Consider the following 22,810-nt stretch of genomic DNA (forward strand, 5'->3'; position numbering starts at 1 on the left):
CACCGTCCTTTTGCAGAGTCAACGTTCTCGTCACACCGTACCCCTCTATACCCACAGGAGACAAACCATGAAGAAGAGCAAACTGGCTACCGCACTGGCTTTGGTATTGGGCGCTGCAGGGCTGGCAGCCCCGTCTGTACAGGCTCAGGACAAAGTGAAGATCGGCTTCATCACCGACATGTCCAGCTTATACGCTGACGTGGAGGGAAAGAACGGAGCGCTGGCCATTCAGATGGCTATCGATGATTTTGGTGGCAAGGTGCTGGGCATGCCCATTGAGCTGATGAGTGCCGACCACCAGAACAAGGCCGACATTGCTGCATCCAAGGCCCGCGAGTGGATTGACACCCAGGGGCTGACGATGGTGTTTGGCGGCACCAACTCGGGCACGGCTTTGGCGATTGCCAAGGTGGCCGCAGAGAAAAAGCGCGTGTACATCAACAACGGCGCCGCCAGCTCGGCATTGACCAACGACCAGTGCACGCCCTATACCGTGCACTATGCGTATGACACTGTGGCCCTGGCCAAAGGCACGGGCTCCGCCATCGTGGACAGTGGTGGCAAGAGCTGGTACTTCCTGACAGCCGACTACGCGTTTGGCCACGCACTGGAGGCAGACACCAGCACCGTGGTGAAGGCCAAGGGCGGCTCGGTGGTGGGGGCTGTGCGCCACCCGCTCAATGCGTCCGATTTCTCCTCGTTCCTTCTGCAGGCGCAAAACTCCAAGGCGCAGATTCTGGGCCTGGCCAATGCCGGGGGCGACACCATCAACTCCATCAAGGCGGCCAAAGAGTTTGGCATTGGCAAGACCATGAAGCTGGCGGGCTTGCTGATCTTCATCAGCGACGTGCACAGCCTGGGCTTGCGCAACACCGAGGGCTTGCAGTTCACCACCAGCTGGTACTGGGACTTGAATGAAGAAACCCGCAAGTTCTCGGCACGCTTTTTTGAAAAGACCAAGCGTATGCCCACTGAAATCCAGGCGGCCGATTACTCGGCCACCATGAATTACCTCAAGGCCGTGGAAGCTGCCAAGAGTGCTGATGCCGATAAGGTCATGACCACCTGGCGGGGCATGAAGATGAACGACTTCTTTGGCTCTGGCCAGTTGCGTGCCGATGGCCGCTATGTGCACGACATGTACCTGATGGAGGTGAAGAAGCCATCGGAATCGACCAAGCCATGGGATTACTACAAGCTCATCAAGAAGCTGCCGGGGGACACCGTCTTCACCACCAAGGCCGAGAGCAAGTGCGCTCTGTGGAAGTGATGGCGTCCGTCTGGACGCTCCGCTGTTTCACGCACTGAATCCCACCCCCTTTCACCGGCGCTGCCTCCCATGGAAATTTTCGGTGTCTCCTTGCCAGGCCTGCTCAGCCAACTCCTTTTGGGGTTGGTCAACGGGTCGTTTTATGCCATCTTGAGTCTGGGCTTAGCGGTCATCTTCGGGCTGCTCAACGTCATTAACTTTGCGCATGGTGCGCTGTTCATGATGGGGGCCTTGGCGACCTGGATGGCCATGAACTACCTGGGCATCGGCTATTGGTGGATGCTGGTGTTGGCGCCGTTGGTGGTGGGTGTGTTTGGTGTGGTGATTGAGCGGCTGTTGCTGCGCTGGATCTATAAGCTAGACCATCTGTATGGGCTGCTGCTGACACTGGGCCTCACGCTGTTGATTGAGGGGGTGTTCCGCTCGATCTATGGGGTGTCCGGCCTGGGTTACGACACGCCGGAGTTGCTGGAAGGCGCTACCAACCTGGGCTTCATGATCATGCCCAACTACCGAGCCTGGGTGGTGGTGGCCTCAGTGGTGGTGTGCCTGGCCACCTGGTACGTGATTGAAAAGACCAAGCTCGGTGCCTACCTGCGGGCGGGCACCGAGAACCCGCGCCTGGTGGAGGCCTTTGGTGTGAATGTGCCTGTCATGATCACCCTGACCTATGCCTTTGGTGCCGCACTGGCCGCGTTTGCCGGTGTGTTGGCTGCGCCGGTGTACCAGGTCACCCCGCTCATGGGGCAAAACCTCATCATCGTGGTGTTTGCCGTGGTGGTGATCGGCGGTATGGGCTCGATCATGGGCTCGATCTTGACGGGACTGGGCTTGGGTGTGATTGAGGGCTTTACCAAAGTGTTCTACCCCGAGGCGTCATCCACAGTGGTGTTTGTCATCATGGTGATTGTTTTGCTGATCCGCCCTGCCGGTTTGTTCGGCAAAGAGAAATAAGGGGCCGGTCCATGAACTCGAAAAGAATCGCCAATTTGGGATACGGGCTGCTGTTGCTGGCTTTGTTGGCGGCGCCGTTTGCAGGCGCTTACCCTGTGTTTGTGATGAAGCTCATGTGCTTCGCCCTGTTTGCCTGCGCCTTCAATTTGTTGCTGGGCTACACCGGGCTGCTGTCGTTTGGACATGCGGCTTTTTTTGGCGGCGCTGCCTACGTGGCGGGGTATGCCGTCAAAGCCTGGGGCATGACACCCGAGGTGGGCTTGCTGTTTGGTACCGCCAGTGGTGGGTTGCTGGGTTTGCTGTTTGGCTGGCTTGCCATTCGCCGCCAGGGCATCTATTTTTCGATGATCACGCTGGCCCTGGCGCAGATGCTGTTCTTTGCTTGCCTGCAGGCGCCATTCACTGGCGGCGAGGACGGCTTGCAGGGTGTGCCCCGTGGCAAGCTGCTGGGGCTGATTGACCTGCAAAGCGATCTGGCCATGTATTACGTTACGCTGGTCATCGTGGTGGCCGCGTTTTGCCTCATTGTGCGCACCATCCATTCGCCGTTTGGCCAGGTGCTCAAGGGCATAAAGGAAAACGAGCCTCGGGCAATTTCGCTCGGCTACGACACCCACCGCTACAAGCTGCTGGCATTTGTGCTGTCTGCGGCCCTGGCCGGTTTGGCGGGTTCGCTGAAAACGCTGGTGCTGGGTTTTGCGACCTTATCAGACGTGCACTGGACGGCCTCTGGCCAGGTCATCTTGATGAACCTGGTGGGGGGGCTGGGCACCCTGTCTGGTCCGCTGGTCGGTTCGGCGGTGGTGGTGTTGCTCGAAAACAAGATTGGCGAGCTGGGCAATTTGCTGGCGGCACTCACAAGTGTGGAATGGTTCAAGACCCTGGGTGAGTCGGTCACCATGGTCACGGGGCTTATTTTTGTGGTGTGCGTGCTGGCGTTCCGCCGGGGCATCATGGGCGAGATCATTGCCCTGCAAGCGCGCTGGCGCAAAGGTACCTAGAGCGCGGCCTGACCGGGGTGGCTTGCTTGCCCTTACTCGCGCTCTGTGCGCGCCACGACCACTCCGGTGATGTGCGCCACGCCACAGGCTCTCAGCGCGCTGGCGGCGGCATCCAGTGTGGCGCCGGTGGTCATCACATCGTCCAGTAAGATCACATGGCGGCCCTGCAACGCGGCAGCGCAGCGGGGCTCCACCATGAAGGCGTTGCGCAGATTGCGCAGCCGCTGTGCCCGCGTCAGTCCGCTTTGGGCGGGGGTGTCGTGCAGGCGCAGCATGGCCTGGGTGTTTGTTTTGGTGGGGGTCAGCTTCTGGGCTATCAGTGCAGCCTGATTGAACCCACGCTCTTTCAACCGATGGTCAGACAACGGGATGGGGATGACCCAGTCTGCGGCTTCCAGCGCAGGTTCTATCCACGGCGTGCTGCGCAACAGCGTGGCCAGTGGCTTGGCCCAGCCAGGATCGTTGTGGAACTTGAAGGCTTTGATGGCCTGCGCCCAAGGGTATGCGTAAGGCACGGCTGCAAGGCAGGTGTCGATGGCGGGCGGCTCTTTCAGGCAGGCACCGCAAATTGGCACCCCACCGGGCACCACCAAGGCGCAGCGTGTGCAGCGGTGGCTGGGCTGCGCAAACCGCGCCACGCACGCGTTGCACACCCGCTGTGCGGGCCAGGCATGGCACACGGCGCATTGGCTGGGCACGAGTTGTGCCAGTTGGGTGATGGGCCTCAAGAGGCCTGACAAGCGCCTGAAAAGCATGGAATCAATATACTCGCCTGCCGTTTGACCCAGGTATCGAGCCCCATGCCCACAGAGCGCCCTCCCACCATAGACCCCGTTGCGGCAGCGCGTTGGCACGCCAGTGCGCCCGCCCAGTCGCCCTGGCTGCATGAAGAGGTGGCCCGGCGCATGGAAGACCGCTTGCAGTGGATTCGGCAGGCTCCGCAGGCGTGGTGCCACTGGGACGCCGTGCGTGGGGGGCTGCAGGGGCATGCGCTCGTCAGTGCGCGCTATCCCAAGGCCGACTGCGTGGTGGCAGAGACCTCGTTGACAAGCCAGGGGGCAGCAATCCAAGCCCTGGACAAGCCTTGGTGGAGTCCCACCCGCTGGACGGGCGGCGGCACGCGTGTGGAGATGCCAAGCGACGGTAGCGTACAGATGCTTTGGGCCAACATGGCACTGCACATGGCGGCCGATCCCCAGGCGCTCATCGCCCAATGGCACCGCGCTTTGGCTGTGGATGGTTATTTGATGTTCTCTTGCCTGGGGCCTGACACTGCGCAGGAGTTGCGCGCTGTGTATGCTGATCTGGGCTGGCCCCCGGCGGGCCACGCGTTTACCGATATGCACGATTGGGGTGACATGCTGGTGCAGGCGGGCTTTGCCGAGCCCGTGATGGACATGGAGCGAATCACCCTGACCTTTGCGACCCCCGAGCGCCTGCTGCAAGAGTTGCGTGAACTGGGCTGCAATTTGCACCCAGAGCGTTTTGGAGCGCTGCGCGGCAAGCGCTGGCGCCAGCAATTGCTCCAGGCCTTGTCCGATCGATTGGGTGATGCCGGTGATGGAGCGGGCAAGCCGCTCTCGCTGACCTTTGAAATCATCTACGGCCATGCCTTCAAACCCGCGCCGCGCGTGCGTGTGAGCCCCAGCAGCTCGGTCTCTTTGAGTGACATGCGCGCCATGTTGCGTAACGGCCCAGTTAATGAGTAACTCGTAACGCCGTGTCAATGATTTAGAACAAGGCAAGCTACAATTCTTGCCAGTTGGGATGTGAAATTTCGGGCATTTTCCCGCGCAACTTTGTCTGGCGTGCTCTGCAGGAGCGAGCAGAAGCCGCAGGCAATTTTTGTGAGTATTTCCGGTGGCTGGCTTGGTTCTGCGTTTTGCCACGGTGTCCGATCAGGACATCGCCTGGTGTCTCGTCCGGCATGGCTCGGTCAGCCCGGTGTCGCTCGGGTGGGTGCCCTTGTCACTGTGTTGTGTGTTGCTCGGTGTTGCCGCAGGCTTCTGGTTCCTCGGTGCTTACCCGATGTCGACCTTCATATCCCTGGAAATTGCTGTTGTCGGAATTGCATTTGCCATGTACGTTCGTCACGCGACGGATGGCGAAAAGATTTCACTGCAAGGGTCTCGCCTTGTGGTGGAGAGGGAGACAGCGGGCAGGCGTGAGCGGGCTGAATTTGACCGAAGCTGGGTTCGAGTAGAGCCCAAGACCGGTGACAGATCGCTCATCACCTTGTCTGCACGAGGCAGGTCGGTCGAGGTGGGGCGTTTTGTGCGCCCGGAGCTTCGTGCTGCTCTGGCGTCTGAGATCCGCATGGCCTTGCGGGCCGCCTGACCCCACGCAGGCGCTGCGGGGATTGGTTAATTTGAGGCATAGAAGTAAATGAGAACTATGAAGAGCATTCCCAACAAGCTGGCTTCTCTGCTGCTGATGGCCGGTGCATGGGTGGGCAGCGCCGCCCACGCCGTTCAGGACCTGCCCGGTGGGCCCGCCGTCAATCAGTTGAACCTGGCCCCGCCAGTCACCAAAATTGCCGAAGAGCAGCACTTCTTGCACTGGATGATGCTCATCATCTGCACGGTGATCTTCATCGCCGTTTTCTCCGTGATGTTCTATTCCATCTGGAAGCATCGCAAGTCCAAAGGCGCCAAGTCTGCCAATTTCCATGAGTCGGTGACGGTGGAAATCGTGTGGACGATTGTTCCGTTCATCATCGTGATCCTGATGGCTTTGCCCGCCACCAAGGTGCTGGTCGCGCAAAAGGACACCACAAATGCCGACCTGACGATCAAGGCCACTGGCTACCAGTGGAAGTGGGGCTATGACTACATCACGGGCGAAGGTGAAGGCTTGGCCTTCATCTCCACGCTCGACAGCAGCCACCGCGTCATGTCCGACAGTGGCAACGTGTCTCAGGCACCTGCGGACTACTTGCTCAAAGTGGACAACCCGATGGTGGTGCCCGTGGGCAAGAAGGTCCGCATCATCACCACCGCCAACGATGTGATCCATGCCTTCATGGTGCCCGCCTTTGGTATCAAGCAAGACGCCATCCCCGGCTTTGTCCGCGACACATGGTTTCGCGCAGAGAAAGTGGGCGACTACTACGGACAGTGTGCTGAGTTGTGCGGCAAGGAACACGCCTACATGCCCATCCATGTGAAGGTGCTGTCTGCGGAAGATTATTCGGGCTGGGTGGCGGAGCAAAAGAAAAAGGCGGCTGCCAAGCTGGACGACCCCACCAAGGTGTGGGCGCTGGCAGACATTCTCAAGCGGGGCGAAAAGGTGTATGCCGCCAACTGCGCTGCTTGCCACCAGGCCAATGGCAAGGGCGCTGGCCCTATCAAGCCGCTGGACGGCTCTGCCATCGTGCTGGATGCCGACCATGCCAAGCAGATTCAGGTGCTGCTCAACGGCGCAGCCAACGGTGCCATGCCTTCGTGGAAGCAATTGAGCGATACAGACATTGCGGCAGTGGTGAGCTACACCAAGAACAACTGGTCCAACAAAACCGGCCAGCTGGTGCAGCCTGCAGAAATCGTGGCCCAGCGTGGCAAGTAATCATCGCCCTATTGCATTGAGGAATTCACTATGAGCGCAGTTCTCGACAATCATGGGCATGCTGGCGATCACGCACACGATGGCCATGACCACCATTCACCCTCAGGCTGGCGCCGCTGGGTGTTCGCCACCAACCACAAAGACATTGGTACGCTGTACCTGCTGTTCTCCTTCACCATGTTGATGGTGGGGGGCATCTTGGCGCTGCTGATTCGCGCTGAGCTGTTCCAACCCGGCCTGCAGCTGGTGAACCCCGAGCTGTTCAACCAGCTCACCACCATGCACGGCCTGATCATGGTGTTCGGCGCCATCATGCCGGCCTTCGTGGGCTTTGCGAACTGGATGATCCCGCTGCAGATCGGCGCCTCCGACATGGCGTTCGCCCGCATGAACAACTTCAGCTTCTGGCTGATGATCCCTGCCGCGCTGATGCTGGTGAGCTCGTTCTTCATGCCCGGCGGCGCACCTGCTGCGGGCTGGACGCTGTATGCACCGCTGACGCTGCAGATGGGCCCCTCCATGGACGCTGGCATCTTCGCGATGCACATCCTGGGCGCCTCGTCCATCATGGGCTCGATCAACATCATCGTGACCATCCTGAACATGCGAGCCCCTGGCATGACGCTGATGAAGATGCCCATGTTTGCGTGGACTTGGCTCATCACCGCTTACCTGCTGATCGCCGTGATGCCCGTGCTGGCCGGTGCCATCACCATGACGCTGACCGACCGCCACTTTGGCACCAGCTTCTTCAACCCCGCCGGTGGCGGTGACCCGGTGATGTACCAGCACATCTTCTGGTTCTTCGGTCACCCCGAGGTGTACATCATGATCTTGCCGGCCTTCGGCATCATCAGCCAGATCGTGCCTGCCTTTGCACGCAAGAAATTGTTCGGCTATGCCTCCATGGTGTATGCCACCTCGTCCATCGCCATCCTGTCGTTCATTGTGTGGGCCCACCACATGTTCACGACCGGCATGCCTGTGACGGGCCAGCTGTTCTTCATGTACGCCACGATGCTGATCTCCGTGCCCACGGCCGTGAAGATCTTCAACTGGATCGCAACCATGTGGCGCGGCTCCATGACGTTCGAAACCCCGATGCTGTTTGCTGTGGGCTTCATCTTTGTGTTCACCATGGGTGGCTTCACTGGCCTGATTTTGGCCATGGCGCCGATCGACATCCAGCTGCAAGACACGTACTACGTGGTGGCCCACTTCCACTATGTGCTGGTGGCCGGGTCGTTGTTCTCCATGTTTGCGGCGTACTACTACTGGGCCCCCAAATGGACGGGCGTGATGTACAGCGAAACCCGTGGACAGATTCACTTCTGGGGTTCGCTCATCACCTTCAACGTCACCTTCTTCCCCATGCACTTCCTGGGCTTGGCAGGCATGCCCCGTCGCTACGCTGACTACCCCATGCAGTTTGCCGACTTCAACGCGATCGCATCGGTCGGCGCGTTGGGCTTTGGTCTGATGCAGGTGTACTTCTTCCTGTTTGTGGTGGTGCCTGCCATGCGCGGCAAGGGTGCCAAGGCTCCGCAAAAGCCTTGGGAGGGTGCTGAGGGCCTGGAGTGGGAAGTGCCGTCGCCAGCGCCATTCCATACCTATGAAACTCCCCCCAAGCTGGATGCGACGGCAACGCGCGTCATTGGCTAAGGAGCGTCGTCATGACCCCCGAGCAAAAGAAAAGCAACCTGCGGATGGCGCTGGTCCTGGCGTCTGTGGCAGCCACTTTCTTTGTGGGCTTCATGGTCAAAGTCGTGCTGCTGTCACGCTGAGACCATTGCCATGAGCCTGCACCGCGAAAACGCCAAGATGGTCGGCAAGCTGCTGGTGATTGCAGCGGGCATGTTTGCCTTTGGCTACGCGCTGATACCCATCTACAAGCACATTTGCGAGATGACGGGCATCAACATTCTGTCGCTGTCAGAGCGGCAGGTGCCCGGCAACGGGTCGGCGGGCAAAGATGCCAAACTGCCCGCCAATACCCAGGTGGACAAGAGCCGCACCATCACGGTCGAGTTCGATGCCAACGCACGCGGGCCTTGGGACTTCAAGCCCGCGCAGCGCTCAGTGAAAGTGCATCCTGGTGAATTGACCACCGTGATGTACGAGTTTCAGAACGTGCAGAACCGGCGCATGGCCGCGCAGGCCATTCCCAGCTATGCCCCTCGCCAGGCAGCAGCGCACTTCACCAAGCTGGAGTGCTTTTGCTTCAACCAGTACACCCTGGAGCCCGGCGAAAAGAAGGAATGGCCGGTGGCGTTTGTGATCGACCCACGCTTGTCCAAAGACGTGTCCACCATCACGCTGTCCTACACCTTCTTTGAGGTGGGCGGTAAGACACCTGCGGCACCCCAGTCTGCAGCTGCAGCCGTGGCCGGGCAGGAAGGGGCTGGCTCATGAGCGCAGCCAAGCCTTCTTCCCCCAAGGTAACGCCGGTACAGCGCAAAGGATCATTCTTGCGCACGGTGCGTGCCGTGGCTTGGTCTTTGATCGGTCTGCGCAAAGGTTCTGAGTACGCGCAGGATGTAGAGAAGCTCAACCCCATCCACATCATCGTGGTGGGATTGGTGGCCGTTTTTTCGCTGGTGCTGGCGCTCATTGCGCTGGTGAACTGGATTGTGTGACGCAGTGGGCTCGCCCCCCGAGACAGATAACAACGATTTAGAGAGTCAGGAGCTGAAATGAGTGCATCAACACACGGCACAACACCGTACTACTACGTGCCTGCAGAGTCTCGTCACCCTGTGATGGCCGCTGCTGGGCTGTTTTTTGTGATCCTGGGTGCAGGCCAATGGATCAATGGCCATGACTGGGGCAAGTACTCCCTGGCGCTGGGCATGGTGTGGTGGCTTTTTGTCTTGTACCAGTGGTTCCGCGATGCAGCCCGCGAAAGCGAAGGCGGTCTCTACGGTCACAAGATCGACCTGTCTTACCGCTGGAGCATGAGCTGGTTCATCTTCTCTGAAGTGATGTTCTTCGGCGCCTTCTTCACGGCGCTGTGGTGGGCGCGTTCGCACTCGGTGCCCGCGTTGGGCAGTCTGGACAACGCACTGCTCTGGCCCGACTTCAAGGCGGTGTGGCCCAGCCTAGCGGCAGGGGTGACCGCGTCGCCCGCTGGCATTGTTGAGCCCTTCCAGACCGTCGGCCCATTCTGGCTGCCCACCATCAACACCGCGTTGCTGTTGACCTCTGGCGTCACGCTGACCATTGCCCATCACGCACTGCGTGAGAACCAGCGTGGCAAGACCATTGCCTTCATGTGGGCCACCGTGCTGCTGGGCATCGTCTTCTTGATCGTGCAGGGTTACGAGTATTACCACCTCTACACCGACCTGAACCTCAAGCTCTCGTCCGGCGTGTTTGGCTCCACCTTCTTCATGCTGACGGGCTTTCACGGCTTCCACGTGTTTGTGGGTATGTTGATGCTGCTGTTCATTACCCTGCGCCTGCAAAAAGGCCACTTCACGGCCGAGAAGCACTTCGGCTTTGAAGGTGCAGCCTGGTACTGGCACTTTGTGGACGTGGTCTGGTTGGGCCTGTACGTGCTGGTGTACTGGATGTAAATCTGGCTGGCCACATTAAAAAAGCGCCGTAAGGCGCTTTTTTTGTGGGTGCTAGGACCGTTGTGTTGCAGCCCAGTTCGAGCGGCGATCAGCGAGTGGCTGGCAACCCCGTGGGTTGGATGTAGCCCAATTGCCAGGCCACCAAAATGCAGACAAACAGCACAATGGACAGACCCACCCGCACCGCCAGTGCGTGGGCCATGCGCTTGCCTTTGGCGGCATCGCTTTGGCCATTGCGCATCATGAAGAACAGCGCCGAGCCCAGGCTGGCCACAATGCCGATAAACGCCAACACGACAAGATATTTCATGGAGCCCATTATCCCGTGACACCCCGCCCGCGTGCACAGCGTGTGCTTTTTGTTCTCATTACCCTGGCCGCCTTGGTGGGCATGGGGGTCACTGCGTCGTTAGGGCGCTGGCAACTGGGGCGGGCGGCTGAGAAGGTCGCCTACCAGGCCACCTTGGAGGCCCGTGCCGCCATGCCCGCGCTGGACGGCCAGGCCTTGCGTGACAAGCTGGGGGAGGGCGGGGCTATGGCTGCAGACGCAGAGGCATTGCTGCACCGCGCGGTGACGCTGCAAGGCCGGTGGCTGCCTGAGCACACGGTGTACTTGGACAACCGCCAGATGCAAGGCCGCCCAGGCTTTTATGTGGTGATGCCGTTGTTGTTGCCCGATGAAAAAACCGTGGTGCTGGTGCAGCGTGGCTGGGTGCCCCGCAATTTCCAAGACCGCACCCAGGTGCCCAGGGTAGACACCCCAACAGGGCCGGTGCAAGTGCAAGGCCGTGTGGCGGCCTTGCCTTCGCGCTTGTACGAATTCGTTGCGGGGGATAGCGCTCAGGGGTCTTCCCGCATCCGGCAAAATCTCGACTTGGCGGCCATGGGTGCAGAGGTGCAGCGGCCCATTCTCACGCTCTCGGTGGTTCAGTTGGGTGATCCCAGTGAAGGCCTGTTGCGCGACTGGCCTGTGGTCTCGTCGGGCGTCGATAAACACTATGGTTACGCATTTCAATGGTTCGGGCTTTGCGGCCTGATTGCACTCCTTTATGTCTGGTTCCAAATCGTCCGACGCTTCTTTCGCCCACGCCGCCAGCGTGCCCCCAGCGGTGGCGGCTGAGCACCCTTTGGGTCTGACCATCCACACGCTGCCCGAAGCGGGCGGGGCCATGGATGCTGCGCAGCGCACCCGCCATGGGCGCTGGAAGATGCTGGCGGTCATGCTCATTTGCGCGGCTCCGGTCATTGCGTCTTACTTCACCTACTACGTCATCCGGCCCGAGGGGCGCAAGAACTATGGCGAGCTGATTGAACCCCAGCGCCCCATGCCCACATTGCCCACGACGGCGCTGGATGGCAGCACAGGCACGCTGCCAGACCTCAAGGGCCAGTGGCTGCTGGTGAGCGTGGCGGGCAGCCAATGCGACGCAGACTGCCAAAAGCACCTGTACCTGCAGCGCCAGTTGCGGGAGAGCGTGGGCCGCGAAAAAGACCGGGTGGACTGGGTGTGGCTGGTCACTGATGGGCAGACCCCACCCGTAGCGCTGGCCCCGGCCCTCCAGCAGGCGCAGGTGCGCCGTGTGGACGGTGCTGCGCTCGCCCAGTGGCTGGCGCCCGCGCCCGGGCATGCACTGCCCGACCACATCTACGTGGTGGACCCACAGGGTCATTGGATGATGCGCTTCCCGGCCCTCATGGATGCCGCAGGCGCCGCCAAGGCCAAAAAAGACCTGGAGCGCTTGCTGCGTGCATCGGCCTCCTGGGACGAGCCCGGCCGCCCCGGAAAGCCCTGACATGGATGCCCAACCGCTGTACGACCTGGCTCCGTTGACAAGGCTCATGCTGCTGGGCTTGTTGATTGCCCTGGGGCCCCTGGCCTGGGTGCGCTGGCGCAACCGTGGGGCATCGCCCATGCGCCGCCTGCAAGCTTTGACGGTGCTCACCCTGTTCTTGACCTTTGATCTGGTGCTGTTTGGCGCTTTCACCCGCCTCACCGACTCGGGCCTGGGTTGCCCCGACTGGCCTGGCTGCTACGGCAGCGCCAGCCCGGTGGGGGCCCAAGCAGAAATCACCGCAGCCCAAGATGCCATGCCCACTGGGCCGGTCACCCACCGCAAGGCCTGGGTCGAGATGATCCACCGATACCTGGCCACCGGGGTGGGCGTGCTGATCATTGCCATGACGGCTTCTGCCTGGGCGCAGCACCGGGCTTGGCGGCACGCCAAGGCATCAACGGCCCATGCGGGGCCCGCGCCGGGTGGCAGCCCATGGTGGCCTACTTTCACTTTGCTGTGGGTGTGCCTGCAAGGGGCTTTTGGTGCGCTCACCGTCACCATGAAGCTGTTTCCGGCCATCGTCACCTTGCACCTCATCGGTGGCTTGGTGCTGTTGGCCTTGCTGTGCGTGCAGGCCGTGCAGCACACGCGTGCGGCGCAGGGCGTGGCGCGCGTGGGCTTGCCGGGGCCGCTGCGCGCTGCGTTGTGGGCCACGGCCGCACTGGTGTCTGCACAGGTGGTGTTGGGCGGCTGGGTCAGCACCAACTACGCTGTGCTGGCCTGCACCACCTTCCCCACCTGCCAGGGCAGTTGGTGGCCAGCCATGGATTTTGCACAGGGCTTTGAGGTGTGGCGCGAGTTGGGCCTGCTCAAAGACGGCTCCCACATCAGTTTTGCGGGGCTCACGGCCATCCACTACGTGCACCGCCTGATGGCCTACCTGGTGCTGGCAGCCTTGGTGTGGCTGGCCTGGCGGCTGCGCCGCGTTGCTGCGCTGCGTGCACAGGCGCAGTGGCTGGCCGGGCTGGCTGCGCTGCAGCTGGCCACCGGCCTGTCTAACGTGGTGCTGGGGTGGCCGCTGGTGGCTGCCGTGTTGCACACTGGCGGCGCTGCGGCGCTGGTGGTGGTTTTGACCTGGGCCCTTGCCGCCAGCCGTGCTGCAGTGGGCCAGCCTGAGATGTCTGCGCCATTGCGCGCGCCGAGAGTGATTGCATGAGTGTTGCTGCCGTTTCCCCCCCTTCGCGATTCGCGCAGTTTTACGCGCTGACCAAGCCGCGCGTGGTGCAGTTGATTGTGTTTTGCGCCCTGATTGGCATGGTGCTGGCAGTGCCCGGCCTGCCCAGTGGCGCGCAATTGGGCACCATGGCGCTGGCCTGTGTGGGCATCTGGCTGGTGGCCGGGGCCGCTGCAGCGTTCAATTGCATCGTGGAGCAGGGCATTGATGCCAAGATGAAGCGCACCGCCTGGCGCCCCACCGCCAAGGGCGAGCTGTCCAACCAGCAAACCCTGCTGTTCTCTGCGGTGCTGTGCGCTGCGGGCTCGGTGCTGCTGTATGTGTGGATCAACCCGCTGACCATGTGGCTCACCTTTGCCACCTTTGTGGGCTATGCCGTGATCTACACCGTCATCCTCAAGCCGCTGACGCCCCAAAACATCGTGATTGGAGGCGCATCGGGCGCCATGCCGCCGGTGCTGGGCTGGTCGTCCCTCACAGGGGATGTGGGGCCCGAGGCCTTGATCCTGTTCCTCATCATCTTCTTGTGGACGCCCCCGCACTTCTGGGCGCTGGCCTTGTACCGGGTGGAGGACTATCGCAAGTCTGGCTTGCCCATGCTGCCCGTCACCCATGGCAACGAGTTCACGCGGCTGCAGGTGTTTCTGTACACGCTGATCCTGTTTGCAGGCTGCCTCATGCCGTTTGTGTACGGCATGAGCTCCTGGATTTACCTGGCCTTTGCCGTGGTGCTGAGTGCCGGGTTCTGTGGCTACGGCTTTGCGCTGTGGCGCAACTACTCAGATGCCTTGGCCCGCAAGACCTTCCGCTTCTCCCTGATTCACCTGAGCGTGCTGTTTGCCGCGCTGCTGGTAGACCATTACGTGATGTGACCCCATGCAAAAACGAAATGCTATAAAAATAATAGCTACTAGCGCTTTATTGGTAAGCGCTACGGCACTTTTTTCTGCTTGTGCTGAGAAGAAGGCCGAGTTCAAGGGGGTAGATATCACCGGCGCCGAGTACGCCCGTGACCTGCCCCTGACCGACCACAACGGCCAGCCGCGCCACCTCAAAGACTTTGCTGGCAAGGTGGTGGTGGTGTTTTTTGGGTTCACCCAGTGCCCGGACGTTTGCCCCACTTCCATGCAGGAGCTGGCCGAGGTCAAGCGCACGCTGGGTGCGGATGGTGAGCGCCTGCAAGGCATCTTCGTGACCGTAGACCCCGAGCGTGACACCGCCGAAGTGCTCAAGGCCTACATGGCCAACTTTGACCCCACCTTCCTGGCGCTGCGCGGCAATGCGCAAGAGCTGGCCGCTGTGGCCAAGGACTTCAAGATCTACTACAAGAAGGTGGATGGCAAGACGCCCACCAGCTACACCATGGACCACTCGGCCGGCAGCTACGTGTACGACACTGCAGGCCGCCTGCGCGTGTACCACCGCTACGGCAGCGGCGCCGCGGCCCTGGCGGCGGATGTGGCCACCTTGCTCAAAGAGTCAAAGTAGGGCGAAAGCAGGTTGGCACAGCGTTGGTAGCGGGGTCTGCCTATCGGCATGGCCCCACCGGACTACCGGGCTCAATCTGCCTTGATGCCCCGTTGGGCAATGATCTGCCCCAGGGTGGCCGTATCCGCCTTGATGCGATTGGCCAGGCCCTCAGGGGACGTGCCAGCCACTTGCCAGCCTTGCTGGAACAGCTTGGCCCGCACATCCGGGGTGCGTGCAATCTCTGCCAGTACGGTGGCCAGCCGCACCTGCAGGTGCTTGGGCATGGTGGCAGGGGCGGCAAAAGCATTCCAAATTTCCAGCTCAAAGCCCTGGATGCCCGCCTCACTCAGGCTGGGTACATCGGGCGCCAGCGCGCTGCGGCCTGCCGATGTCACCCCAATCGCCCGCAGCTTGCCTGCCTTGACTTGCGCCTGCGCCAGCGCCGGGGGCAGCAGCGCCATCTGCAGTTGCCCGCCCAGCATGGCGGTGGCCACCTGTGGGTAGCCTGCATAGGGCACATGCACCGGGTTGATGCCGCTGCGCGCTTTCAGCAGCTCTGTGCCAATGTGGCCCACTGTGCCCACGCCCGGCGTGCCGTAGCTCCATTTGTCGCCTGCGCTGCGTGCAGCGGCCATGAACTCGCGGGCGTCGGCGGTGGCCGACACCCCGGGCTGGCTCAGCGGGGCCGTCAGCACCAGGGGCGATGTGCCCACCAGCGTCAGCGGTGCCAAGTCCTTTTGCGGGTCATAGAGCACAGCGGCATTGATCAGCTTGGCAATCGTCATGTTGCCATTGATCATCAAGCCAATCGTATGGTCATCCCGTGCCTTGGCCACCGCATCGGCCCCAATGTTGCCGCCTGCGCCCACCTTGTTTTCCACCAGCACCGGCTGCCCCAATGCCTTGGACAGAGGCTCAGAAAAAGTGCGAGCCGTCAGGTCGGGCGAAGAGCCCGGAGGGAAGCCGACCACAATCTTCAGCGGTTTGGTAGGCCAGGGGGCCTGGGCTGCAACGGCGGGGGCCTTTTGGGCCAGAGCGCAAGACGAAGCCAATGTCGCCAATGCCAGGACAACGGCACTGCGGCGAGAGAACACGGGATGCATGGGGCTCCTTCCAAGGTGTATGAACCTGCGGCACACGGCAAAGCGCCTTTGCACCGCAAAAAGAAAAGCCCGCCAAATCTGTTGACCTGCTTGCGAAGCCACCACGCAGGGGTATCGCAATCAGCATCAACAGGTTCCTGGCGGGCCCTGTGTGGGGTTTATCGGCAAGGCTCGCAAATGGTAGCGCGGCTGCACGCCCGGTTGCGCCCCATTTGCACCTTGCTTCAACGGCTTAGGAGGGTTCCGTCAAAGCCTTCTTCATTTTCTTCATCGCAGCCACTTCAATTTGCCGAATGCGTTCAGCGCTCACACCGTACACCGCTGCCAGTTCGTGCAGCGTCATCCCGCCTGAGCCATCGTCGTTCACCTTCAGCCAGCGCTCTTCCACAATACGGCGGCTGCGCTCGTCCAAGCTTGCCAGCGCATTGGCAATACCGTCAGACGCCAGCACATCGCGCTGGCGCGACTCGATCATGGCCGTGGGCTCATGCGAGGCATCGGCCAAGTAAGCAATCGGGCCAAAGGCCTGTTCGCTGTCGTCCGAAGGGGTGGGGTCCAGCAGCACATCGCCACCCGACATGCGCGTTTCCATTTCAATGACTTCTTCGCGCTTCACGTTCAACTGCGCTGCCACCACATCGATTTCGTGGTCAGACAGCGTGTCGCGGTGCGTGGCAGCATCGGCTGCGCTGGCATCGGCCTTGAAGCCCTGCTTCATCGAGCGCAGATTGAAAAACAGCTTGCGTTGGGCCTTAGTGGTCGCCACCTTGACCATGCGCCAGTTTTTCAGAATGTATTCATGGATCTCCGCCTTGATCCAGTGCATGGCGTAGCTCACCAGCCGAACGCCCTGGTCAGGGTCAAAACGCTTGACGGCCTTCATCAGGCCGACATTGCCTTCCTGGATCAGATCGCCATGGGGCAACCCGTACCCCAGGTACTGGCGTGAAATGGAAACCACCAAGCGCAGGTGCGACATCACCAGGCGGCCCGCAGCGTCCACATCGTTGTTTTCTTTGAGTTGGCGGGCGTACGTCTGCTCTTCTTCCTGCGTCAGCAGGGGCAGGCGATTGACCGCCGAAATGTAGGCGTCCAAGTTACCCAGGGCCGGTACCAGCGCCCAGGGGCTGGTGGGTGTCACAGCAGTGATTGCGGTTCCAGATGAGTGTGTCATGCCGGGAATCCTTTCCTCAATGGCATCATGTTAGCACTCTCATAGATAGAGTGCTAAGGCCAAAGTTCCCACCCGCAGTTGGCATATGGGATTGCGGCGAAGGCTGTTGTCGATGTTCATGTCGTGGCGCGGCAAGTCTTGTACTTTTCTCGCAAAGTTTTGTATTCCTGGCTCTCGCTGGTCGCCAGGTGCCGTCGCCCAGTCCTGACGGTCGCGTGCAGATCAAGCGCTGGCGCGGCTTCGACGGGCCGCGAGGTAGTTGCAGCCTTTTGGCCGCTTGGGGCCCCGGCTGGCCAACGGCAGGGAAAAGTACAAGACCCAGTGAAAAACACCCAGGGAAATACAAAACTCAAGGAACACGGAGTACAAAACTGGGTGATGCAGGCGCTTCTAAGTCATTGATTTGTCGTGGTCGAGAGTTCAGCGGCCAGTAAATATCGACAGTTCACTGTTGTCGATTCTCGGGGAGTTTTGTATTTTTCTCACTGAGTTTTGTATTTTTTGGTTTGCAAAAAATCTCGTAAGTTATTGATTTGTATATTTTTTATGGATTTCTAGGGCGTTGTTGCTAGCGAATTTGCTTAAATTTTGGGCAATTTTTCAGCAATCCTCGTATGCCCCGCCTGAAATGACATGCATGTCAAACCCCTTGGTTCAAGGCATCCAAACGGCTTCCCATGAGCGCGTTTTTCCCGCTTCTCAAGGGCGCTGAAAATGCGCACCTCCGCTTGTGGCGTGCCTGAGCGATATCGCCACAGCATTTTGTAATTGGGTACTGGCTTTTGGATGTGTTGATGGCTGCTTCAGGCTGATTGCTGAAGTTCACCAACGACAGCTTTGCGAACTTTTAGTCCTGGGCGGTGAGTTCAAGGGCAAAGTCCTCGCTCGTCTTATTAGGCCGCCAGCAGAAACCCCGACTTGCACGACCAGTAGCCACAGAACCTATTTGCTGCGCCTAACCGCAACTGGAGAATAAGCCCTTCCCGCTAGCCAGGGCTTATGGCACGCTCCAAGATGTCCAGCCTTCCTTGACTCGGTTTCGCAATGTCTTCCAGTCCTCATTCGGCTGTGCCGCTGCTGTCCAGAACTCGCAGGCATCCCATGTTTGGTGTGATGCGATGCGAGCGCCAGACCTGCCGATGACTTGGTAGAGCGCTAGCTTCTCGAGCGTGTCCAGTCCGTCTCGAACACATCCACTTAGACGTTCAAGGGGCAGCCAAGATTCGTCAATGGCCTCACCCGCACGGCGGACTAATTCAGGAAGTGATGCGATGTACGCGATGTCTGGGAGAACTCGCAGTACGAAGTCCCGGCTGTTCTCACACTTATTGAGCTTCGTTAGGGAAGGGTTAAAAACCTTCTCCATGGCCGTGAACGGCTTCCCGGCCATCCAAGCTTCGAGGAGCGGTAGAAGTCTCGGAATGGCAAATGCCCCTCGCTCCTCGGGCGTCGTCAGCGCAGTAAATTTGCTGCCGAACAAGGTTTCAAGCCCCTCCTGACGAGTCATCTCAATAAAGGCCCTCGGTTCCGACTTCAGCCAATCGAAGAGCCATCGAGTCCAACCGTGTACTGAAGTGTCACTCGGCGGTGTCTGGAGGTGCACTTCTAACGAGCGAAGCGTGGAGGCCTGAATGCCGAATTTCGCCGCGAGCACATTCGACCAATCGGAATCTTCATCCGGGTCTGCAAGCTTCTTTTTGGCCGCGATTGCCGCAGCTACGCGAGACTCCAGCCAACTCTGGTCACCGGAGAGACCTTTGATATATGCGTTGAAGGTTCGAGCCAATATTGCGCGAGACTTCGTCTCCGTCTCTTCATCCGATTCGCCGACAGGAAGGCGTCGGAGCAAATAGTCGGCTGCAACGTTACCTTCCTCATGCGAGTGTATTGAGTCGAGAATCGGCGCGAGCGGGTCCTCGATTGCGAGGCATTGGTCTGATTGAGAGAAAATTTCTTTAAGGCTCGTCCAATGGTCATGGATGAGGCCGACCGAATCGTCGAAGAAAACCACTTTGCTTGGGATGACAAGAACGAACCCATACGAACTCTCGCCGGCTCGTCCTGCTCGACCCGCCGCATTCAGCAGTTCGTGGGCCTGCAGACGTTCGAGTTGGTTGTTTGCCGCGTCGAAGCGGCTGTCGCCTGCAATCAGAACAATCTGACTAGGCAGATTCATTCCCTGAGCAAGCGTCGACGTCGCGGCCAACACATGGATGCCATCTTGGCGTCGATACAGCGACTCGTGCAGGTGCCGCTCTGCAGGTAGAAGCCGGGCGTGATGCGGTAGCGCTGATGAAGTCACTTCCTTCTCGGAGGACACTTCAATGTATAGGCTGTCTGCGCTTCCAACTTCTTGTAAGGCAAGGTCGAAGAGTTGATTCTCCTCAGCGCTCAATTGGATTGCGTTCTTCCCCAGCCGCTCCCTGGTGTACTCGGCAGTGCTGTTTGCGTTAACTGTCGTCTGGCAAAAGATGAGGGTCTTGAGCACACGAGAGGAACTGTGGTCGACGGCGGCAGACCCAATCGCCGACGCAACGTTGTTCGCGTTGGGCGTCAGTTTCCAGTACTTGCTGAGCGCCAATTGAACCGGCCGGTCAAGCAAGGGAAGCAGTGCGTAGTCGACGCGGTTCGTCGTGTCCCAAGTCTGCTTCAGACCGAAGAAGCCTTGTGGCCGAGCCAGCATCTTTCGCTTTGCCATTTCAGACGGCGCGTTGGTCGCCGCAGAGGCCTTCAATGACCTCGCGAGGGTCGTCAATGCGTCGACCTCGGAACGCGGATACACCAAGCAGCCGCGCACCTGTCGAGTCGGCTTCCAACTCATGGAGAGTGCAAGACATTGCCGATTCATGACGCTCTGGAGCCATCCAGCAATTTGAGTTGCGTTGCTCATCATGGCCGACAGCATCAGCATGTCGGCCTTTGGAGCAAGCTCCACGGCATTGAGCACGCAGAGCATGGAATCGACGGCACGCTTCCCCCTCTCTGTGTCGATGGCATGCAGTAGGTGGCATTCGTCAAAGACGATGAGGCCAACGTTCTCGAACAGTTTTGGCTCGAACCCCATCAGAGCGAGGCATCGCTCTGGTGTCATGACGGTGATTGGGGGAAGACGTACAGAGTTGAATCCGAATGGGTCGTCACTCGCGTACTCACGTTCGACATCTGCGTCAGGGAACGCTGCGTCTAGGACTCGTGCCGTTTGGTCGACGAGTGATAGCGTCGGAGCCAGAAAAACAACATCCAGCTGCTTGCTTAGTGTCGCAAGTATTTTCAGTTCGGATAGCGTTGATTTACCTGCTCCGGTTGGGAAACTGATTGCTGCTGATGTTCCGAGGTCTAGGTAGCCGCTTCGAATGGCGTCGAGGTGGTTCGGCCAAAGGTACGGCCGACGGCCCGAAATATGGCGAACTCCGCGCTTCCACCTAGCAGGGTCGCTGCCGTTAGGAGGACTGAGATTGGCGACACTAGCCTGCGGAAAGTCCCCGGCGAGAATCTTGAGCAACACGGCTAAATGTCGCGGCCCAGCAAGGACCCGAACTATAGTTTGACCTTGATACGGGCTACTGATTGTTCGGCTGCAAAGAGCTTCCACTCGCGCAAACTCTGCCTCGCTACTCGAATCCGCATCGCCGAGCATCTCCGCTGCTAGGGCAGCCAGCCCGTTGTAGATCAGGTGGTATAGCGCATCAATCGCCCCCCCGATGCTCGGGCGCCCCTCACCGGCGGTACTTATGAAATCGGACTGCGGCTGAATGTTGCCAAGCTCTCCCTTAGCGAATCGACGAATTGCGGCCAAGAGCGAAGCCCGATGGGGATTCGACTGAGAGAAGTCTTCTTCAATCTCTCCGGCCATCTCGGCGGCGTCAGCACTCGCTCCAGCAATCATGAAGAGCACAGTCGCAGACACCTCAGGCGAGACGTAATCCAGCTCAAGGCGGGAGACCACCTTTTCCCCAAGGATGCGTTCTGCCTGCAAAAGAACGTAGTGCGCAGTACCAGCGACGAAAGCCGCCGAGCGTCTGTCTTCGCGAGAAGGGCTCACGGAGATGAGAGCTTCCTGAGTGCTTGCAAGCTCCCTGAGGAACTTCATCTCTTTGGCGACGCTTGAAAGCGTCGCTGCCCGTGACTCATCTCCTTCGTCGGGTTGTGCTGCCAAGTCACGTAGCCGCATGCGCGCAGCCACGATGGTTGTATATATCCGGGTGAACTCTTTTGAGAGCTGGTTGTTATCCAATCCATCAAGGGTGGGAGCGTGCCGAATCAGCTCTTCGGTAGTAGGGTCAAACATCGCAAAGACCTCCCGAACTTAGAACTTGGCCACTTGAGCGATTGCTTTGGTGGCGAGATTCGCCATCCACGCTCTAACGTCGTTGACCACGAAAACTTCTGCCCTTCGACGGACAATGCTCCCCTGAACCTTCGTGTCGTAGTCCTTAAAGAGGCTTTTCCGAGAATCTGGCGTGCTTTCGCTTGCGGTAATACTGATGCGATAGCGCCTAGTCGCATTCCACGAAATCTTGTTGACGGCAGCAGTCGGGTTCGGGTGATTCGCCGCAGCCAAAATTCCAGAGGCTTGTTGCGTGAGTCTGTTTACCCCATGTCCCGACTCAAATTTGACGAACTCCGGCCAAACACCATCGCGAATTGTGTCTCGCGGGTTTGTGGTCGCCTTGTCCTCGAAAATAATGGTTGCGACAACGTCCTGCGACGCATCAAGCAGTATTTCGAGGCCGTCGAGACCCTTCTCGGCGTGAATCAAGTGCGGAAGCGCAATACGGGCACCTGGCGTGTTCACATGGGCCGCGAGCCACGACATAACCTGGAACATCCACCCATCTCGGTGCCATGGGTCGGCGCCTTTCTGGGTGAGGAGTTCCACGGCGTCTAACTTCGCCGCGTCGTTCGTGGGTGGGGTTCCGGTGGGGGTCGCCGCGTGAAGAATCTCTGCGACGTGGAGCGCTTGGCCAATGGCCACCCACGCAATCCACTTAGCAAGGACGTCTTCGTCAGGGACAACCCACGTGTTGCCGGTCCACAGCGAGTCTGTCGCTCCGAACGGATTTAAGTTGATTGGCACACGACCTCCCTGACCGCGTTTGATTTTGTAAGCAAGTGTCTAATGTTACAGACACACGAGGCAGGAGATAGGGACGGTGGCTTCAGCTTGCGCGGCGCGCTTGCACCCCGGTGAACTGTCCTCGGTTTGGCGGGGACAAATTTGCTCAAATCAGACATTCGTGGCATGACCAGGCCGTAGGTGATGGCAATTGACCTGTGACGCCGGAGACTGGAGCAGTGTGAGCCGCTCAGGATTTCCTCGCCGAATGTGAGCAATGGGCAGGCCCGCAATTGCATGTTGAATGGCAGCTAACGTGTACCAAGTTCGGGGAAGCGAGAGACCGCAACCGCTGCGAAGCAGCCCCTCGACATGGCGCAAGCCGATCGTCTGTTTGATCTAAATCGAGGTCAGTGGTCGCCCTCAGGACCCGAGAGACATCATGAATATAGATCGCTTCTCCAAGGCCTATTCTGCCGATCCACTAAATAAAACCCTGTTGTGCAGGTCAACTGTATAAATTCCTGCTGCGCATCAATACTGCATTCACGATGTCGAAATGGACGGTAGGTCAATGTCAATTTGGACGCTATCTCCAGCTGCCCAATTGGCCATCTCTGCCTGAGTTCCATTG

At 59.6% G+C, this 22,810-nt stretch carries 22 protein-coding genes; 16 read left to right on the forward strand and 6 right to left on the reverse strand.

Going from position 1 to position 22,810, the window contains the following annotated elements:
• Positions 1–67: 67 nt before the first annotated feature.
• The 3 genes from CLU86_RS01135 to CLU86_RS01145 all read left to right on the forward strand — a co-directional run bounded on the left by CLU86_RS01135 (position 68) and on the right by CLU86_RS01145 (position 3,225).
• Entirely contained in the window at positions 68–1,270 is a 1,203-nt protein-coding gene (locus CLU86_RS01135) for an ABC transporter substrate-binding protein (RefSeq protein ID WP_099740285.1), read from the forward strand.
• A 69-nt stretch (positions 1,271–1,339) separates the two neighbouring features.
• Positions 1,340–2,224, forward strand: a complete 885-nt coding sequence (locus CLU86_RS01140) for a branched-chain amino acid ABC transporter permease (protein ID WP_099740286.1) — start codon at positions 1,340–1,342, stop codon at positions 2,222–2,224.
• A gap of 11 nt (positions 2,225–2,235) precedes the next feature.
• Positions 2,236–3,225 carry a branched-chain amino acid ABC transporter permease gene (locus CLU86_RS01145; RefSeq protein WP_099740287.1) on the forward strand — a complete coding sequence of 330 codons (990 nt, stop codon included), beginning with the start codon at positions 2,236–2,238 and terminating at the stop codon, positions 3,223–3,225.
• A 32-nt stretch (positions 3,226–3,257) separates the two neighbouring features.
• Here the strand turns inward: CLU86_RS01145 and CLU86_RS01150 are convergent, their stop codons facing one another.
• The gene (locus tag CLU86_RS01150) at positions 3,258–3,980 is read right to left on the reverse strand and encodes a ComF family protein (RefSeq protein WP_099740288.1); all 723 of its coding nucleotides are present in this window, start codon (positions 3,978–3,980) and stop codon (positions 3,258–3,260) included.
• 45 nt (positions 3,981–4,025) lie between these two features.
• Between CLU86_RS01150 and CLU86_RS01155 the strand changes: the two genes are divergently transcribed.
• From CLU86_RS01155 to CLU86_RS01185, 8 genes are all read left to right on the forward strand, one after another.
• Complete coding sequence (locus CLU86_RS01155) at positions 4,026–4,934, forward strand: biotin synthase (RefSeq protein ID WP_099740289.1); 909 nt, start codon at positions 4,026–4,028, stop codon at positions 4,932–4,934.
• Positions 4,935–5,085: 151 nt separating this feature from the next.
• A complete protein-coding gene (locus tag CLU86_RS01160) occupies positions 5,086–5,562 on the forward strand; it encodes a DUF2244 domain-containing protein (protein WP_099740290.1) in 477 nt (158 codons plus the stop codon).
• Positions 5,563–5,619: 57 nt separating this feature from the next.
• Positions 5,620–6,789, forward strand: a complete 1,170-nt coding sequence (gene coxB, locus CLU86_RS01165; RefSeq protein ID WP_099658232.1) for a cytochrome c oxidase subunit II — start codon at positions 5,620–5,622, stop codon at positions 6,787–6,789.
• Between the two features lie 30 nt (positions 6,790–6,819).
• Positions 6,820–8,451, forward strand: a complete 1,632-nt coding sequence (gene ctaD / locus CLU86_RS01170; protein ID WP_099740291.1) for a cytochrome c oxidase subunit I — start codon at positions 6,820–6,822, stop codon at positions 8,449–8,451.
• A gap of 11 nt (positions 8,452–8,462) precedes the next feature.
• Complete coding sequence (locus CLU86_RS22970; protein ID WP_233194722.1) at positions 8,463–8,573, forward strand: cytochrome oxidase small assembly protein; 111 nt, start codon at positions 8,463–8,465, stop codon at positions 8,571–8,573.
• 10 nt (positions 8,574–8,583) lie between these two features.
• On the forward strand, positions 8,584–9,201 hold the full coding sequence (locus tag CLU86_RS01175; protein ID WP_099740292.1) for a cytochrome c oxidase assembly protein: 618 nt from the start codon (positions 8,584–8,586) through the stop codon (positions 9,199–9,201).
• Positions 9,198–9,425: a DUF2970 domain-containing protein gene (locus CLU86_RS01180; protein WP_099658235.1), complete on the forward strand. Its 228-nt coding sequence runs from the start codon at positions 9,198–9,200 to the stop codon at positions 9,423–9,425. The genes CLU86_RS01175 and CLU86_RS01180 overlap by 4 nt, the downstream gene beginning before the upstream one ends.
• 57 nt (positions 9,426–9,482) lie before the next feature.
• Positions 9,483–10,364: a cytochrome c oxidase subunit 3 gene (locus tag CLU86_RS01185; RefSeq protein ID WP_099658236.1), complete on the forward strand. Its 882-nt coding sequence runs from the start codon at positions 9,483–9,485 to the stop codon at positions 10,362–10,364.
• 88 nt (positions 10,365–10,452) lie between these two features.
• Here the strand turns inward: CLU86_RS01185 and CLU86_RS01190 are convergent, their stop codons facing one another.
• Positions 10,453–10,674, reverse strand: coding sequence for a twin transmembrane helix small protein (locus tag CLU86_RS01190; RefSeq protein ID WP_099743207.1), 222 nt, complete (start codon positions 10,672–10,674; stop codon positions 10,453–10,455).
• Positions 10,675–10,689: 15 nt separating this feature from the next.
• On the opposite strand from CLU86_RS01190, the gene CLU86_RS01195 reads away from it, so the two are divergent.
• From CLU86_RS01195 to CLU86_RS01215, 5 genes are read left to right on the forward strand one after another with little or no spacing between them, the layout of a single operon-like run.
• On the forward strand, positions 10,690–11,484 hold the full coding sequence (locus CLU86_RS01195; RefSeq protein WP_369803798.1) for an SURF1 family protein: 795 nt from the start codon (positions 10,690–10,692) through the stop codon (positions 11,482–11,484).
• On the forward strand, positions 11,414–12,157 hold the full coding sequence (locus CLU86_RS01200; RefSeq protein WP_099740293.1) for a hypothetical protein: 744 nt from the start codon (positions 11,414–11,416) through the stop codon (positions 12,155–12,157). The genes CLU86_RS01195 and CLU86_RS01200 overlap by 71 nt, the downstream gene beginning before the upstream one ends.
• 1 nt (position 12,158) lies before the next feature.
• Positions 12,159–13,355 carry a heme A synthase gene (locus CLU86_RS01205; RefSeq protein WP_099740294.1) on the forward strand — a complete coding sequence of 399 codons (1,197 nt, stop codon included), beginning with the start codon at positions 12,159–12,161 and terminating at the stop codon, positions 13,353–13,355.
• Entirely contained in the window at positions 13,352–14,245 is an 894-nt protein-coding gene (gene cyoE / locus CLU86_RS01210) for a heme o synthase (protein ID WP_099740295.1), read from the forward strand. The genes CLU86_RS01205 and cyoE overlap by 4 nt, the downstream gene beginning before the upstream one ends.
• 4 nt (positions 14,246–14,249) lie before the next feature.
• Positions 14,250–14,861, forward strand: coding sequence for an SCO family protein (locus CLU86_RS01215; protein ID WP_099740296.1), 612 nt, complete (start codon positions 14,250–14,252; stop codon positions 14,859–14,861).
• A gap of 71 nt (positions 14,862–14,932) precedes the next feature.
• Here the strand turns inward: CLU86_RS01215 and CLU86_RS01220 are convergent, their stop codons facing one another.
• The 4 genes from CLU86_RS01220 to CLU86_RS01235 all read right to left on the reverse strand — a co-directional run bounded on the left by CLU86_RS01220 (position 14,933) and on the right by CLU86_RS01235 (position 21,999).
• Complete coding sequence (locus tag CLU86_RS01220) at positions 14,933–15,946, reverse strand: tripartite tricarboxylate transporter substrate binding protein (RefSeq protein ID WP_099740297.1); 1,014 nt, start codon at positions 15,944–15,946, stop codon at positions 14,933–14,935.
• A gap of 232 nt (positions 15,947–16,178) precedes the next feature.
• Positions 16,179–17,120: an RNA polymerase sigma factor RpoH gene (rpoH, locus tag CLU86_RS01225; RefSeq protein WP_099740298.1), complete on the reverse strand. Its 942-nt coding sequence runs from the start codon at positions 17,118–17,120 to the stop codon at positions 16,179–16,181.
• 997 nt (positions 17,121–18,117) lie between these two features.
• Positions 18,118–21,408, reverse strand: coding sequence for a DEAD/DEAH box helicase (locus tag CLU86_RS01230; RefSeq protein WP_099740299.1), 3,291 nt, complete (start codon positions 21,406–21,408; stop codon positions 18,118–18,120).
• An 18-nt stretch (positions 21,409–21,426) separates the two neighbouring features.
• A complete protein-coding gene (locus CLU86_RS01235; RefSeq protein ID WP_143226633.1) occupies positions 21,427–21,999 on the reverse strand; it encodes a hypothetical protein in 573 nt (190 codons plus the stop codon).
• Between the last annotated feature and the right edge of the window lie 811 nt (positions 22,000–22,810).

The sequence above is a fragment of the Acidovorax sp. 62 genome (genome assembly GCF_002754495.1).
Taxonomy (GTDB): domain Bacteria; phylum Pseudomonadota; class Gammaproteobacteria; order Burkholderiales; family Burkholderiaceae_C; genus Acidovorax.